At 66.4% G+C, this 12,925-nt stretch carries 15 protein-coding genes; 5 read left to right on the top strand and 10 right to left on the bottom strand.

Annotated features, from left to right (window positions below):
* Positions 1 to 6: 6 nt before the first annotated feature.
* Positions 7 to 1,845 (top strand): site-2 protease family protein, encoded by a 1,839-nt coding sequence (locus tag TX79_RS12695; RefSeq protein WP_049927807.1) that lies wholly within the window; start codon positions 7 to 9, stop codon positions 1,843 to 1,845.
* A gap of 43 nt (positions 1,846 to 1,888) precedes the next feature.
* On the opposite strand, the gene TX79_RS12690 is transcribed toward TX79_RS12695, so the two are convergent.
* Together TX79_RS12690 and TX79_RS12685 are read right to left on the bottom strand one after the other, a co-directional pair.
* Positions 1,889 to 3,055 carry an acyl-CoA thioester hydrolase/BAAT C-terminal domain-containing protein gene (locus tag TX79_RS12690; protein ID WP_049927806.1) on the bottom strand — a complete coding sequence of 389 codons (1,167 nt, stop codon included), beginning with the start codon at positions 3,053 to 3,055 and terminating at the stop codon, positions 1,889 to 1,891.
* Between the two features lie 320 nt (positions 3,056 to 3,375).
* Positions 3,376 to 3,900 (bottom strand): PadR family transcriptional regulator, encoded by a 525-nt coding sequence (locus tag TX79_RS12685; protein WP_049927805.1) that lies wholly within the window; start codon positions 3,898 to 3,900, stop codon positions 3,376 to 3,378.
* Between the two features lie 108 nt (positions 3,901 to 4,008).
* Here TX79_RS12685 and TX79_RS12680 point away from each other — a divergent pair, with 108 nt between their 5' ends.
* Positions 4,009 to 5,511, top strand: coding sequence for a heme-binding protein (locus tag TX79_RS12680; protein WP_049927803.1), 1,503 nt, complete (start codon positions 4,009 to 4,011; stop codon positions 5,509 to 5,511).
* A 75-nt stretch (positions 5,512 to 5,586) separates the two neighbouring features.
* Here the strand turns inward: TX79_RS12680 and TX79_RS12675 are convergent, their stop codons facing one another.
* The 4 genes from TX79_RS12675 to TX79_RS12660 all read right to left on the bottom strand — a co-directional run bounded on the left by TX79_RS12675 (position 5,587) and on the right by TX79_RS12660 (position 7,893).
* Positions 5,587 to 5,775, bottom strand: coding sequence for a hypothetical protein (locus TX79_RS12675; RefSeq protein ID WP_049927802.1), 189 nt, complete (start codon positions 5,773 to 5,775; stop codon positions 5,587 to 5,589).
* A 51-nt stretch (positions 5,776 to 5,826) separates the two neighbouring features.
* The gene (locus TX79_RS12670; protein WP_049927800.1) at positions 5,827 to 6,330 is read right to left on the bottom strand and encodes a hypothetical protein; all 504 of its coding nucleotides are present in this window, start codon (positions 6,328 to 6,330) and stop codon (positions 5,827 to 5,829) included.
* Between the two features lie 112 nt (positions 6,331 to 6,442).
* Complete coding sequence (locus tag TX79_RS12665) at positions 6,443 to 6,829, bottom strand: DUF5611 family protein (RefSeq protein ID WP_049928389.1); 387 nt, start codon at positions 6,827 to 6,829, stop codon at positions 6,443 to 6,445.
* A 179-nt stretch (positions 6,830 to 7,008) separates the two neighbouring features.
* Positions 7,009 to 7,893, bottom strand: a complete 885-nt coding sequence (locus TX79_RS12660) for a DUF7093 family protein (RefSeq protein ID WP_049927799.1) — start codon at positions 7,891 to 7,893, stop codon at positions 7,009 to 7,011.
* Between the two features lie 204 nt (positions 7,894 to 8,097).
* Between TX79_RS12660 and TX79_RS12655 the strand changes: the two genes are divergently transcribed.
* The 3 genes from TX79_RS12655 (at position 8,098) to TX79_RS12645 (ending at position 10,991) form a co-directional block, all read left to right on the top strand.
* Positions 8,098 to 8,397 (top strand): DUF6432 family protein, encoded by a 300-nt coding sequence (locus TX79_RS12655; RefSeq protein ID WP_049927798.1) that lies wholly within the window; start codon positions 8,098 to 8,100, stop codon positions 8,395 to 8,397.
* A gap of 156 nt (positions 8,398 to 8,553) precedes the next feature.
* Complete coding sequence (ygfZ, locus tag TX79_RS12650; protein ID WP_049927797.1) at positions 8,554 to 9,645, top strand: CAF17-like 4Fe-4S cluster assembly/insertion protein YgfZ; 1,092 nt, start codon at positions 8,554 to 8,556, stop codon at positions 9,643 to 9,645.
* Positions 9,646 to 9,752: 107 nt separating this feature from the next.
* On the top strand, positions 9,753 to 10,991 hold the full coding sequence (locus tag TX79_RS12645) for a hypothetical protein (protein ID WP_154660517.1): 1,239 nt from the start codon (positions 9,753 to 9,755) through the stop codon (positions 10,989 to 10,991).
* Between the two features lie 137 nt (positions 10,992 to 11,128).
* Here the strand turns inward: TX79_RS12645 and TX79_RS12640 are convergent, their stop codons facing one another.
* Genes TX79_RS12640 through TX79_RS12625 form a run of 4 tightly spaced genes read right to left on the bottom strand, consistent with a single transcriptional unit; the run spans position 11,129 to position 12,911 of the window.
* On the bottom strand, positions 11,129 to 11,740 hold the full coding sequence (locus TX79_RS12640; RefSeq protein WP_049927794.1) for a GTP-dependent dephospho-CoA kinase family protein: 612 nt from the start codon (positions 11,738 to 11,740) through the stop codon (positions 11,129 to 11,131).
* Between the two features lie 7 nt (positions 11,741 to 11,747).
* Positions 11,748 to 11,945 carry a transcription elongation factor subunit Spt4 gene (gene spt4 / locus TX79_RS12635; protein ID WP_049927793.1) on the bottom strand — a complete coding sequence of 66 codons (198 nt, stop codon included), beginning with the start codon at positions 11,943 to 11,945 and terminating at the stop codon, positions 11,748 to 11,750.
* 2 nt (positions 11,946 to 11,947) lie between these two features.
* A complete protein-coding gene (locus TX79_RS12630; protein ID WP_049927792.1) occupies positions 11,948 to 12,523 on the bottom strand; it encodes a DNA-directed RNA polymerase in 576 nt (191 codons plus the stop codon).
* Position 12,524: 1 nt separating this feature from the next.
* Complete coding sequence (locus tag TX79_RS12625) at positions 12,525 to 12,911, bottom strand: PIN domain-containing protein (RefSeq protein WP_049927791.1); 387 nt, start codon at positions 12,909 to 12,911, stop codon at positions 12,525 to 12,527.
* Between the last annotated feature and the right edge of the window lie 14 nt (positions 12,912 to 12,925).

Raw genomic sequence — 12,925 nt, 5'->3', positions numbered from 1 at the left:
CGGTAGATGGAGCCCGGAGTTCCCGCCCTCATTACAGTCCCCGAACTCTTCGGTTCAGAACTCCTCACGTGGGTGGTGATCGGCCTGGCGCTGTACTGGCTCGGCGTCGTCGCCCTCCGGAACGCGGGCGTCCTCCCGAGTTACGTCAGCACGCAGGGGCCGATCCTCACGTTCCACACGAAGCGGGGGCGAGCCTTCCTCGACTGGCTGTCCTCGCCCAGACGCTTCTGGCGCGCGTGGGCGAACGTCGGCATCGGCATCTCGCTGGTCGTGATGGTCGCGATGTTCGGCTTTCTGGTGCTCGCGGCGGTCACCGCAGTGACGTCGCCGGAGCCGGCGACCGACGTCCAGCAGCCGCGGAACGTCCTCGTCATCCCCGGCGTCAACGACTTCCTGCCGCTGTCGGCGGCCCCCGGCATCGTCTTCGGCTTGCTCGTCGGGCTGGTCGTCCACGAGGGCGGACACGGCCTGCTGTGTCGCGTCGAGGACATCGACATCGACTCGATGGGCGTCGCGATGCTCGCGATCATCCCCATGGGGGCGTTCGTCGAACCCGATCAGGAGAGCAGCCAGGCGGCCTCGAGAGGCAGCCAGACGCGGATGTTCGCCGCGGGCGTGATGAACAACTTCGCGATCACGCTGCTCGTCTTCGTCCTGCTGTTCGGGCCGATCGCCGGGGCGATCTCGGTCGCCCCCGGCGCTGCGATCGGCGGGGTAGCACCGGGCTCTCCCGCCGAGGCGGCCGGCGTACAGCCCAACGACCGCATCACGGCCGTCGAAGGGGTGCCGGTCGAGGACAACGACGACCTCGGCGACCGACTCGCCGCCGTCGAGGGCAACGCGATCGAGATCGAACTGAACGGCGAGCGGACGGAAACCCTCGAGCGATCGCTGCTGGTCACCTCGGCGGTCGACGACGGGCCGACCGGCCTCGAGATCGGTGATCGCATCCTCGCAGTCGACGGCCAGGAGGTGATCACCGAAGCGGAGTTCTACGAGGCCGTCGGCGAGGACGAGGTCGTGACGCTGACGATCCGGCCGTCCGGCGGCGGTGATCCCCTCGAGCGTGACGTTCCCATCGGTGCCGCGGCGGGCGTCATCGAGGGCGGCCCGCTCGCCGACGCCCTCGGTGCGGGCGGCGAGACGGCCGTGGTCACGGCCTTCGACGGCGAGCGGACGTACACGTACGGCGACCTCACCTCTCAGCTCGACGGCTACGAACCGGGCGCGGAGGTCACCGTCACCGCCTACGTCGACGGCGAACGGACCGAGGCGACCGTCACGCTAGGCGAGCACCCACAGTTGACCGACACCGCGTACCTCGGCGTCGAGCCGACGTCGGGGACCTCCGGCGTCGCCTTCTCGACGATCGGCATCCAGCTCTACCCGGCCGAGGAGTACCTCGTGATGCTGGGCGGCGACGGCGACGGGAGCTACGGCCCGATCACGGACTCGTTCCTCGGCAAGATGGGGCTGGTCCTGCTGTTGCCCATCGCCGGCGTCGTCGGCATGCTCCCCTTTAACTTCGCTGGCTTCACCGGCGGGATCGAGAACTTCTACGAGGTCCAGGGCTCGCTGGCCGCGCTGGGCGACGGCACGGTGTTCGTGATCGCGAACCTGCTGTTCTGGACCGGCTGGATCAACATCCAGCTGGGCTTTTTCAACCTCATCCCGGCGTTCCCGCTGGACGGCGGTCACATCCTGCGGACCAGCACCGAGGCGGTCGTCTCGAGGCTGCCGATCGAGGCGACCCGCGGGATGGTCCGGGCCGTGACGACGACCGTCGGCCTGACCATGCTGGTTAGCTTCCTCGCAATGCTGTTCGCGCCCGGTCTCCTCACGTGAGGGTTCCGGGAGTGACCCCGTTCGGCTCGAGCGTGCCACGTCGTCACGAGAGCGTCGAGAACGTCTCGAGCACCGACTGCCAGTGATCGTGGCTCGCCTCGACTGCTCCCTCGTGCGTGCCGCCGCGTTCTGTCAGACCGACGGCCGGCCGGTAGGGCGGGGAAATGTAGTGACCCGCGTCCTCGTAGACGAGGTGCTCGAAGTTCGGGTGGTCGTGTTCCTCGAGGCGGTCGGCCGCAACGTCGTGGAGATCTGCGGAGGGCCAGAGGGTGTCGTCTCCGCCCGACACGAGTAACACTCGACCGTCGATCTTCTCGACGGGAATCGACGCTTCGCCGATCGTCTCTTCACTGAGCGAATCGGGATCAACGTACCAGCTATCTATCTCGACGTACGGAACCGGCTCACCGCCGTGGGACCACGACGAGGCGTCGGTCAATTGCCACGATTCGGTCAGTCCCTCCCAGACGAGCCCGCTCCCGTTGATCGAGACGACGGCGTCGAAGACGTCGAACTGGCTTCCAGCGAGCAACGCGAGTTCGCCGCCCTTCGAAGCGCCGTAGAGACCGATCCGGTCGCTGCTCGTGGTCTCGTACTCGCGCAACCACTCCGCGGCGTCCCGGACGTACTCGATCGGAATCTCGTTGAGGTCCGCCGGGACTCCCTCGCCGCCGAAGTAGTGCAACGCGAAGGCGGTATACCCACGCGAGGCGAGCAGGGCCGACCGGTGATGCAGGGGACTCCCGCCACTCCCGTGCAAGACCACGACGCCGGGACCGGTCCGGCCGTTCGTCGGCTCGTACACCGCTCCCTCGAGCTCAGGGTGTTCGGGTTCGACGAACGCCGACAGATCGGGAAACGTCCGAGAGAGCGACGTCGATCCGACCGTCTCCCCGTCGTACTCGATGCTGTAGGCGAGTTCCTGCTCGTCCGGCCACGAATAGCTTCGATTGGTAAGCGGCGACGCGAACTGGAACAACGCTATCGGTAGCGGGACGTCGAGCGAGGCTGGGACGACACCGTCGAGCGGGTCGTCACTCTCGCTGACGACCGTCGCATCCGCGAGCGACACCGTTCCGTCCTCGGTCTCGATCGTTGCCCGGCCGTCGAACGACGACCCGTCCCCGTCCTCGCCGGAGAGGCGTACCTCGACCGTGTCACCTGCCGGTAGGCCGTCGACCGTTACGTCGAACGGTTCGTCGTACGACACGGTATCGGGATGGTCGAACTCGAGTTCACCTATCTCCGCTGCGGATGGCGTCTCTCCGGGTTGCTCGTCGGTGGCTCCGCTGCAGCCGGCGATGGAAGCGACTATTCCAGAGCCGATGGCGGAGAGAATGTTACGTCTATTCAGATATTTTGGAGTTTTCACATCAGAATGGTTAAAACTCGATGTAAAAAATACTACTGGTTGAATTTCGGGCGCAAGGGCTGGCGGTCGTATCGATGCCGGGCCCCGTACGAGCTATTCGGTGGAGACGTTTCACGCGGTAACGAGGGATCTATTCGAGTACCGCGACGCCACGCCGCTTACTCCTCGGGATCGATCCCGTGGCGGTCGTAGAACTCCTCGGGGGTGTCCGGGATCCGCTCGAAGTCGGTGTCGAAGTAGTGTTCGTGGTGGCGAACGACCTGTTCGACCACCCAGGCGCTGAACTCCTCGTCGAAGCGCCACTCGTCTTCCCGTTCGGGCACCTCGAAGCGGTCGTCGGTCGCGAACGCGGCGTAGACGTGGAAGAAACCGAGGATGACGTCCGCGAAGTCCCGGGCCTTCTCGGCGCTCTGTTCGCGGCGCTCGAGCAGTTCCTCGTAGCCGTCGTCGGTGAGTTCGAAGTACTTCCGGTCGGGTTCGTCCGCCCGTTCGATGCGCTCGGCCCAGCCCTTCTCCTCGAACTTGTAGAGGATCGGGTAGACCGAGCCGTAGGAGGGTTCCCAGTGACCGCCGCTGATGTCCCTGATCTCCTTCAAGATCTCGTAGCCGTACCTGGGTTTCTCCTCGAGCAATTCGAGGACGAGGTAGGCGATCAGTCCTTTCGGCGGCCCACTTTTCCGCATGTGCGCACGTATTTAAACGGACGAACGTAAAGGGTTTCGGTCATCGCCGTTCCGACGCCGCGAAACTGAAGCAGACCCTTCTTATCGACCCGGTCCCAAGCCGTCGTCATGGAGCGACGGACACCACCACGAACGAAGGAAGGCTGGTACATCCTCCACGACTTCCGCACCGTCGACTGGGACGCCTGGCGCGACGCGCCCGAGCGCGTCCGGGAACGTGCGCTCGAGGAGGGACGTGCGTTTCTCGCCGACTGCGAGGACGTCGCCGACGCCGACGACGGCGACTCCGCGCTGTTCGCCATGCTCGGCCACGAGACGGACCTGCTGGTCATGCACGTCCGGCCGACGATGGCCGACGTCGAGCGACTCGGCCGGCGATTCGACCAGACGGCGTTCGCCGAGTTCACCGAGCGAACGGATTCGTACGTCTCGGTCGCGGAGGTCTCGGACTACGTCACCGACGCCTACTTCGAGGAGGACGAGGAGGTCGAGAGCACCGGCCTCTCGCGCTATCTCGAGCAGAAGCTCTATCCGCAGATCCCCGACGCCGAGTACGTCAACTTCTACCCGATGGAGAAACGTCGCGATCCGGAGTACAACTGGTACGACCTGCCGTTCGAGGAGCGCTCGGAGCACATGAGCTCCCACGGCGACATCGGCCGCAGCTACGGCGGGAAGGTCAGCCAGATCACGGCCGGCAGCATCGGCTTCGACGACTACGAGTGGAGCGTCTCGCTGTTCGCCGACGATCCGGCCCACATCAAGAACCTGCTCGCGGAGATGCGCTTCGACCCCTCGACGTCGAAGTACGCCGAATTCGGCCGGTTCTACGTCGGCCGGCGCTTCGAACCGCACGACCTCGAGGCCTACATGGCAGGCGAGGCGGTCCCGGCCGAGGACGACGCGGGCGGCCATCCCCACGCGAGCGCCGACAGCGCCTCCGGCGGTCACCCCCACGGCGATACCGGCGACGAGGAGAGCGGGGCCGGTCACCCTCACGGGGACGCCGACGGCGAGGACGTCCGCAGCGAACTCGAGGAACAAGGCGTCTACGCCGGCCAGCCACACGGCGAGGACGTCCATGCGGTCGTCCTCTATTCCGCGGCCGACCCCGACGAGTTATTCGAGGAGGTCGAGGGGCTCCGGTCGAACTTCGACCACTACGATACCCACGTGAAGACGGCAGTGTACGAGTCCGAGTTCGACGACGAGGACGCCGAGACGGCGGTCGTCAGCCTCTGGGAGACCGACCGCGCCGCCGACACCGCCGCGGGCTTTCTCGCGGATCTGCCCGAAATCGTCCGCCAGGCGGGCGATGACGACGACGATTCCTGGGGGACGATGGGCATGTTCTACACCGTCAAACCCGACCACCGCGAGGACTTCGTCGGCACCTTCGCCGACGTCGGCGGCCTCCTGGAGGAGATGGACGGCCACCGCAAGACCGACCTCCTCGCGAACCGCGAGGACGAGAACGACATGTTCATCGCCAGCCGCTGGGACTCCCGCGAGGACGCGATGGCCTTCTTCCGCAGCGACGAGTTCTCCGAGACCGTCGAGTACGGCCGCGACGTCCTCGCCGACCGGCCGCGACACGTCTTCCTCGCTTGATCGATCGGCCGACATCGTCCTCGCTCGAGCGGTCGGCCAGCCTCGAGTCGCTGCCGGGCGACCTGTAGTAGCGGTTCAGATGTGGCCGGATTCGGACTGTTCTTCGTAGAAGAAGTAGCCAGCGACACCGGCGATACCCAACAGCAGCGTGACGTAGGGCCAGTAGCCGGCCTCCTCGTCCGTCAGGTGGGCGTGCACGGCCACGAAGATCGCGAAGCCGACGTGAGCGACCGCGGTCGCGAGCAGGAACTCGGTGACCTCCATGCTACTCGAGGATTCGACGGCGACCCAATAGCCGTTTCGACAGCCGCTGGCTCAGTTCGTCGCGAAGTTGTATCCGATCGCACCGACCAGCAGGACGCCGGCGACCGCTGTGACCATCGGTCCGTAGTGGGCCTCGAACGACAACTGCTCGAGCAACAGCGGTTCGGCGATGCCGAACTCGCCCGTTAGCTGGAGGACCTGGTCCGGAGCGAGCAGCGTCGCGATGGGGATGCCCAGATGTAGTCCGCCCAGTCCCAGGCAGACGAACTGTTCGAGGGGCGACCAGCCGGGATTGAGTTCGAGGTCGGCGTCGTTCTTGATCGTGAGCATCGTCACGCCGATGGCCAGCACGAACGGGGCGATCCAGATGCCGAGTTCGTAGCCTCGGATCGCATCGGTCCCCAGGCCCGGCGTCGAGACCGTGACCCACGGCAACGCTAGCGCGATCGCCGACAGCACGACGGAGACGAACATGACGGGCGTGTGCAGGCCCGACTCCGACGGGTCGAGCGACTCCGCCAGCAGGTCACCGTAGCCGCGAGATTTCGGTTGCATCGCGATACACTCTACAGTACTGATAGTTCAATGCACCGGTACGTCGAACGGAATGCCGTAGAAAACCGTCGGCGACCGCTCGTCGCAATCGGTCGGTGTCGGAAGGAAGTCCTCAGTCGAAGTCGTGGTCCGGATCGTCCTCGACCGCGCGTTTCATCGAGTCGCGTCGCGCTTTGGCGTCACGGCCGGTGGCCTCGAGCAGGAAGTCGTTTTTGGCGTCGACGGCCTCGCCGGCGGCCTCGAGTTCGTCCGGGCCGAGTTCGGTGGGATCGCGTTCGTGGAACTCGACGCCGAGTTTGTCCTTCTTGCCGGAGTATTCGACGGCACCGACGACGATCTTCTCGAAGACGGGATTGTCGGGTTCCTCGATGACGTAGAGGTCGCTGCCCTTGTACTCCTGCGTGCCGGTGACGGGGCCGAAGTAGTCTTCGATCGTCGCTTTCATATCGGGGATCCGTTCCTCGAGGTATTCACCGCGACGCATCTTGTACTCCTTCATGGACGGGAGATACACGGCGGGGCGTTTACCTCTTTTCATACCCGACGTTTCGGATAGCCAATACGTCGTAGACTGGCCGCTCTCACGGTGACACAAGGGATTCGGACGACCGCGGTCGCCGACCGAATCGACGGGCCATGGAGGCGACCGTCGTCGAAGTCACGTGGCCGCAGGTCCCGCTAGCGCAGCGGTCGCTCGCTCAGATAGCCCTTGCGGCAGTCCGGACAGATGTCGCCGGCCCGGAGCGAACCCCGGTCGTCGGCCTCGGCGAACTCACAGCGGGGACAGTAGAACTCGGTCGGGACGTCCTCGTTGCCCGTGGCGTTCGTCTCGCCTGGCGAGGGTGCGGGTTCCGCGCGTTCGATCCCCGAGGGCGACGCCTGCGGGTCGTCGTCGACGGTCGCCCCGTTGGCGATTTCGCTCTCGGTTGCGACGGATTCGGTGCCGCCGGTCGCGTCGGTCGCGTCGGTGTGTTCGAGGACGACTGCGTCGTTCGTGACCGGTTCCTCCTCGTCCCACTCGGCCGGCTCGTCGCCACGTGCGGTCGGGCCGACGTCGCTCGAGTCGGGCCATTCGCCACGGTCGCGTTCCCGCGGGCTCTCGTCCTCGTCGTCGGTGAGGATCTCGCCGTCGTCGGTGACCGGTTCGCCGTCCTCGTCGGTCGGATGGTCGGGATCGACCGCCGGATCGGACTCGTCGGGAGCGTTGGACTCCGCGTCCTGAATGACCACGCTGTCGCCGTCGTCGGGGTCGCCGTCGGCGTCGATGAACTCGGCGTCGGTGCCGTCCGTCTCGGCGTCGACGGTAGCGGCGTCGGGGTTGTCGGGCTGTTCGGCTGGCGGTGCGGCGTCGGCGTCGGATCGGCGGGGGTGTTCGGCGTTCGCGTCCGGGCCGGAGAGGCTCGTCACTTCGGTGTTTTCGCTGATGACGGTTCGCTCGCCACACCGAGTGCACTCCTTGTACTCCTGGACGGTAACGACGACTTCACTGCCCCGTTCTTCGCGCTCGCGTTCGACTTCGGGGTCACCGTAGTCGTGTCCGAGCAGCGAACATCGCAGGACCATTGTGCCACCGTACCGAGTCAGGCTATAAAAAACGTACCGCTGAGGGAGCTGTCATACGGACTACCGGACGTCGGTTCTCCGGAACCGACGCACGGATCGCGGTCGTACCGGTACGTCGTTTCCACAGTCCGTATTGGACGGCCAGTCGGCACGCGTCTCCCGAACGACAAACGTCAAATCCCGGGTTACCGAAGGACAAGACGGATGAGAGCAAAGCCTGAGTACCGAAACCGCGAGCGAACCCAGGTGGCGGTACTCGATGCACTCGTCGACCGGGCGGAGGAGGGGATGACGGTCTTCGAGCTGCGAGCGGCCGTCGAGGTCGAGATCGACGACCTCGAGGGGGCGCTCGCGACGCTCAAGGACGACGGGCTGATCGACGTCGAATCCGAGCAGGGACGGACCGTCATCAAGCCCGCCGATCGGGTGGTCCCCGATCAGCCGACGGACGACGACGAGAGCTGGTCCATCGGCGACTGGCTCCGCGATCGGTTCCCCTTTTAAGCGTCACCGTGGCTCCGGCGGCTGCCGACGGCTGCTCGAATCGAAACGCCTGAGACCGCATACGGACCGTTGTAAGTCGTTTCCGGTGCGGCCGCGACCCTCCCGGTCGCACCGGAAACCGTTACAACAATCCGTATCAGGCCCCACGACGTATCTATGACCGTTATCGAGTCCGTTCACGCCGACCACGGCGCGACGTTCGGCGAGCGCGGCGGCCGAACGATCGTCGAACACTACGGCCGCCCCGAACGCACCCACCGGGCGATTCGCAACGGCGTCGGCCTCCTCGAGGCCGCCTACGGCGTGATCGTCGTCGAGGGCGAGGATCGCCTCGAGTACGTCGACAACGTCGTCTCCAACCGCGTCCCCGCCGAGGACGAGCAGGGCTGTTACGCGCTCGTGCTGGACCCCCAGGGCGGCATCGAGGTCGAACTCTACGTCTACAACGCCGGCGAACGGCTCCTGCTGTTCGTCCCGCCGGAGGAGGCCGAATCGCTCGTCGAAGACTGGTCCGAGAAGGTGTTCATCCAGGACGTCGAGATCCGGCTCGCGACCGACGACTACGCCGTCTTCCGGCTGTCGGGACCACAGGCGACCGAGAAGGTCGCCAGCGTCCTCAACGGGGCCGCCTCCCCCGACGAACGCTACTCGTTCGTCCGCGGGACGATGGGCGACGAGGGAGTCACCGTCGTCCGCACCGACGCGCTCACCGGCGAGGAGAGCTACGAGGTGATCTGCGCCGCCGCGGACGCCGAAGCCGTCTACGACACCCTCCTCACGCAGGGCCTCAACGCCGCTCCCTTCGGCTACCGCACCTGGGAGAGCCTCTGTCTCGAGGCCGGCTCCCCGCTGTTCGAGACCGAACTCGAAGGGACGATCCCGAACGTGCTCGGCCTGCGCAACGCCCTGGACTTCGAGAAGGGCTGTTACGTCGGCCAGGAGGTCGTCTCCCGCGTCGAGAACCGCGGCCAGCCCAGCCGCAAGCTGGTGGGACTGACGCTCGAGGGCGAGGCCGTCCCCGAGTCGGGTGCAGCCGTCTTCGACGGCGACGCCTCGGTCGGCGAGGTCACCCGCGCGGGCGAGAGCCCGCTGCTCGAGGAGGTCGTCGCGCTCGCTGTCGTCGACTACGGTCTCGAGAGCGAGGCGCTGACGGTCCGCGTCGACGGCGAGGAGGTGCCGGCGACCGTGACCGAGTTACCGTTCTACGAGGGGTCGGAACTGTCGGACCGACTGCCCCGCTACCAGTAGCCTTCGGCCGGCCACGCGGCCGGGCTCTCGGTTCCCGTCGGCCACCGATAGCAGTAGTTGACCGATAGTTATAATATTCCGACACTCTCCCGTACTGAAACGTACTCGTGAACGGGGGAGTGATACTCGGGCTGTCGGCGGGCCTGGTCGGTGGCGTCTTCCTGGCTGCCCGAGCGAGTGCCGTCGTGTTGCGTCGTGGCAACGAACCAACCGATCGGATCGACCGACGAGCCGGTATCGGACGACTGCTCCTGAAGGGGGTCGTGTTCGTCGGAACGATGGCGCTCTACGCGGTACCGCCGATCGGTCCGGACGTTCTCGGGAGCCTCGGCCTCGGCGACGCCGGGACCGAAGTCCTCGTCGTCGTAAACGCGGCGGCAATGACGGCGACGGGTGTGGCCGGGCTGTTCGCGGTTCGGCGCGGACAGCGCCCGCTCGTCGAGTGGTTGCGGACGGAACCGCTCACGGTCGGTGCGGCGTTCCGGCGTCGCCGCTTGCTCGCCGACTCGGCAGCGCTGTTTCCCGTAGCGCTCGTGCTCCAACTCGAGTGGTACGGCTTCCTTCCCGGCGGACTGGTCTGGCTGCTCTCGGTGACGGTGGTCGTGATACTGGGGTATTCCTATCTGGTGGAACCGCTGCAGGCCCTGCCCGTAGATTCGATTCGGGATCCGACGGACGCCGAGCGGGCGCGCATCGAACGGTGTTACGAGCGGTTCGATCGCCAACCCGGAACGATACTCGTCTTCTCCGCGTCCGACGTCGATACGGGTCTGGTCACGGTCGGACGCGGCGCGGTCCGTGCGACCTGGATCGACGAACCGTTTCTCGAGCGCGTCACCGACGACGAACTGGCGGTCGCACTCGCCCAGGCCGAAGCCAGAGGGACGTCGACGCCGGTAGCACGACTCCGCATCGCACTGGGGGTTTTCGTCGCCGGAGTCGTGTTCATGCTGTCCGAGTTCGTCGTCGGTCCGAGCGTCCTCCTCCCCGTCGGGTTCGTCACTGTCTGTCTTTCAGGCGTGCTGATCCTGTACTTCGCCTACACCGGTGAGCGTCGGGTGTACCGTGCCGACCGGTTCGCGAGCGGCCATCTCGGACCGGCCACCGTCCGGTCGGCCTATCGCACCGTCGGGCCGGAACTCGAAGTCTTCACGGAGTGGTCCGACGACAGCTCCCGGTTCGGCCTGTTCGAACTCGAGCCCTCCATCGAGTCACGCATCGAACGCCTCGAGGAGCAGTACGACCTGCCCCCCGAGCCGTCGGACTCGGCTTCCGGTCAGTCGCCCCCATCGGACGACGAACCGGACGCGTCCGGGGCCGATACGGCCGCCGCCGCCGAACGCTAGGTCGGCGAGACGAGCGGCCGAACGTCGGGCGACGAGCCGGGGTTCGACGCTCCGACCTCGTCCGCGAGCGACGACCGAGACGGTCCGCAAACGGAACCGAAAAACAGCGTGGCACGATCGGACGCCGACCGCGACGGTTACTCGTCGGTCGGTGACTGTCCCAACAGCTCCCAGAACCGGTCGACGTCGCCCTCGAAGCGCTCGAGCAACTCGCGGACGTCCGATCGGAGGTCCTCGGCGACTTTCACGTGGACCATCCCCTCGTCGGGCTGGCCGTAGACGACGCTCGCGCCTTCGGGCGCGGCGACGATGGCCGGCAGCGCGACCAGGTCCTCCTCGCCCTCGACGAGGATCGTCGTCGGCTCGTCGCGTGCGAGCCCCTCGAGCAGGGCTTCGACGACGGCCTCGGAGATCGTAGCGGGCGGGTTGACGACCTCGAGGTGGGTCGATTCGGTGACGGTCTCGCGGATCTCCTCGTCGACGGCATCGCGTTTGGTGCGTTCGTCGACGAGTGCGACGTCCGGCGGGCGGCCCGCCCGGAGCAGGTGGTAGGTGACGACGTCGCCAACGGCGATCAGCGGCCCGTCGACCTCGGCGAGGAGCCGGTCGGCGTCGGTCTCGATGGGGCCCATCGGCTCTTTGAGTTCGTGGCGGAGGTCGTCGGGCAGAACCAGTAGCTGGTCGTCGGCATCGGTCGGTGACGGGTCGGGCTCGCCGTCGTCCGTGTCCTTCGAATCGTCGCGCGTCACGGCTACGCTACCGGACTTTCAGCGCGTACGCGCCGGGTTCGGTGACCTGCATCTCCTCGGCGATGCGGCTCTCCTCGGGGTGGGCGATGACGACGTAGCCCGCCCAGTCCTCGGTCAGCGACGAGGAGTTACAGGCGTCGCAGGTCTCGTTGTCGGGCTCGTTGACCCGGTGGCACTCCCGGCAGACGAGTCGGTCCGATGCCATACTCACTCACCTTCGGCCGTGGTGGCCTCGCGTTTCTCGTGTTCCTCCTCGAGCCAGCCGTGTTTGCCGAGGCCGGGCTGTTTCGCCGTCAGCCCGATCTTCGAGTCGCGCGGGTTGCGCTCGTCGATGCTCTTGGTGACGATGCGGGCGCGGACGGCGTCCTCGACGCCGAGCGCGCGGTCGGACTCGTTCGAAGACAGCCGCTGGTTCTCGGCGTCGAACGCGAGGTACTCGTCGCTGATCTGGGAGACGTGCAGTAGCCCGTCGACCGGCCCGATCCCGACGAACGCCCCGAACTCGACGACCTCGACGACGGTGCCGTCGACGACCTCCTGCATCTGGGGGTCGAACGTGACCGCGTCGAAGTCCGCCTCGTAGTAGACGCCCGGGCGGTTCGGCAGGACCGTCCCCTCGCCGATGTCGTGGACTTCGGTGACGGAGACGACGCTGCCGACCTCCTCGTCCATGCGCCCCTCGAGCTTGTCCTGGAGCAGTTTCTTCACGAGCTCCGGCGAGACGTCGCCGAGCTCCTCCGGCGGTACCTCCACCGTATCCTTCAGTCTGACCCGTTTGTACATTCTATGGTTGAGTGATCGCTAACTTGTTTCTCCCGCGTAATGCAATTACCGGTCTGTTCGCCTCGAGCACCCGGTCGCGCAGCGGCCGGTCGTTGGTGACGACGTAGTCGACCGTCCCCTCGCGGGCGAGTTCGACCAGGGCGTCGTCCGCGTAGGAGGCCTCGGTGTCGACGACGAGACAGCGCTCGGTCGCCAGGTCGTGGCCGACGTTGGCGGCCGTCCCCTCCTGTCCGCCCTTCTCCGAGAGCCGGCGGAGTTCCTCGACGACGGCCTGTGGGACGACGGGTTCGTACGCATCGAGTAGTCGCTCGAGTTCGTCGAACAGCCTGACGTCGAGTTCGACTGGCATCATCAGTGCACTCGTATCGAGGGCGACCCGCGTACTCATGCTCGTCGCCTGTC

Source organism: Halopiger goleimassiliensis, assembly GCF_000455345.1.
In the GTDB taxonomy this organism is placed as follows: Archaea; Halobacteriota; Halobacteria; order Halobacteriales; family Natrialbaceae; genus Halopiger_A; species Halopiger_A goleimassiliensis.
This window is presented reverse-complemented; position numbering and strand designations above follow the sequence as displayed.

Excerpts from the sequence above, each read along its gene's own strand:
- TX79_RS12660 (WP_049927799.1), bottom strand. The coding sequence starts at position 7,893 with ATGGTCCTGCGATGTTCGCTGCTCGGACACGACTACGGTGACCCCGAA.
- TX79_RS12625 (WP_049927791.1), bottom strand. The coding sequence starts at position 12,911 with ATGAGTACGCGGGTCGCCCTCGATACGAGTGCACTGATGATGCCAGTC.
- TX79_RS12655 (WP_049927798.1), top strand. The coding sequence starts at position 8,098 with ATGAGAGCAAAGCCTGAGTACCGAAACCGCGAGCGAACCCAGGTGGCG.
- TX79_RS12680 (WP_049927803.1), top strand. The coding sequence starts at position 4,009 with ATGGAGCGACGGACACCACCACGAACGAAGGAAGGCTGGTACATCCTC.
- TX79_RS12685 (WP_049927805.1), bottom strand. The coding sequence starts at position 3,900 with ATGCGGAAAAGTGGGCCGCCGAAAGGACTGATCGCCTACCTCGTCCTC.
- TX79_RS12670 (WP_049927800.1), bottom strand. The coding sequence starts at position 6,330 with ATGCAACCGAAATCTCGCGGCTACGGTGACCTGCTGGCGGAGTCGCTC.
- TX79_RS12695 (WP_049927807.1), top strand. The coding sequence starts at position 7 with ATGGAGCCCGGAGTTCCCGCCCTCATTACAGTCCCCGAACTCTTCGGT.
- TX79_RS12665 (WP_049928389.1), bottom strand. The coding sequence starts at position 6,829 with ATGAAGGAGTACAAGATGCGTCGCGGTGAATACCTCGAGGAACGGATC.
- spt4 (WP_049927793.1), bottom strand. The coding sequence starts at position 11,945 with ATGGCATCGGACCGACTCGTCTGCCGGGAGTGCCACCGGGTCAACGAG.
- ygfZ (WP_049927797.1), top strand. The coding sequence starts at position 8,554 with ATGACCGTTATCGAGTCCGTTCACGCCGACCACGGCGCGACGTTCGGC.
- TX79_RS12675 (WP_049927802.1), bottom strand. The coding sequence starts at position 5,775 with ATGGAGGTCACCGAGTTCCTGCTCGCGACCGCGGTCGCTCACGTCGGC.
- TX79_RS12630 (WP_049927792.1), bottom strand. The coding sequence starts at position 12,523 with ATGTACAAACGGGTCAGACTGAAGGATACGGTGGAGGTACCGCCGGAG.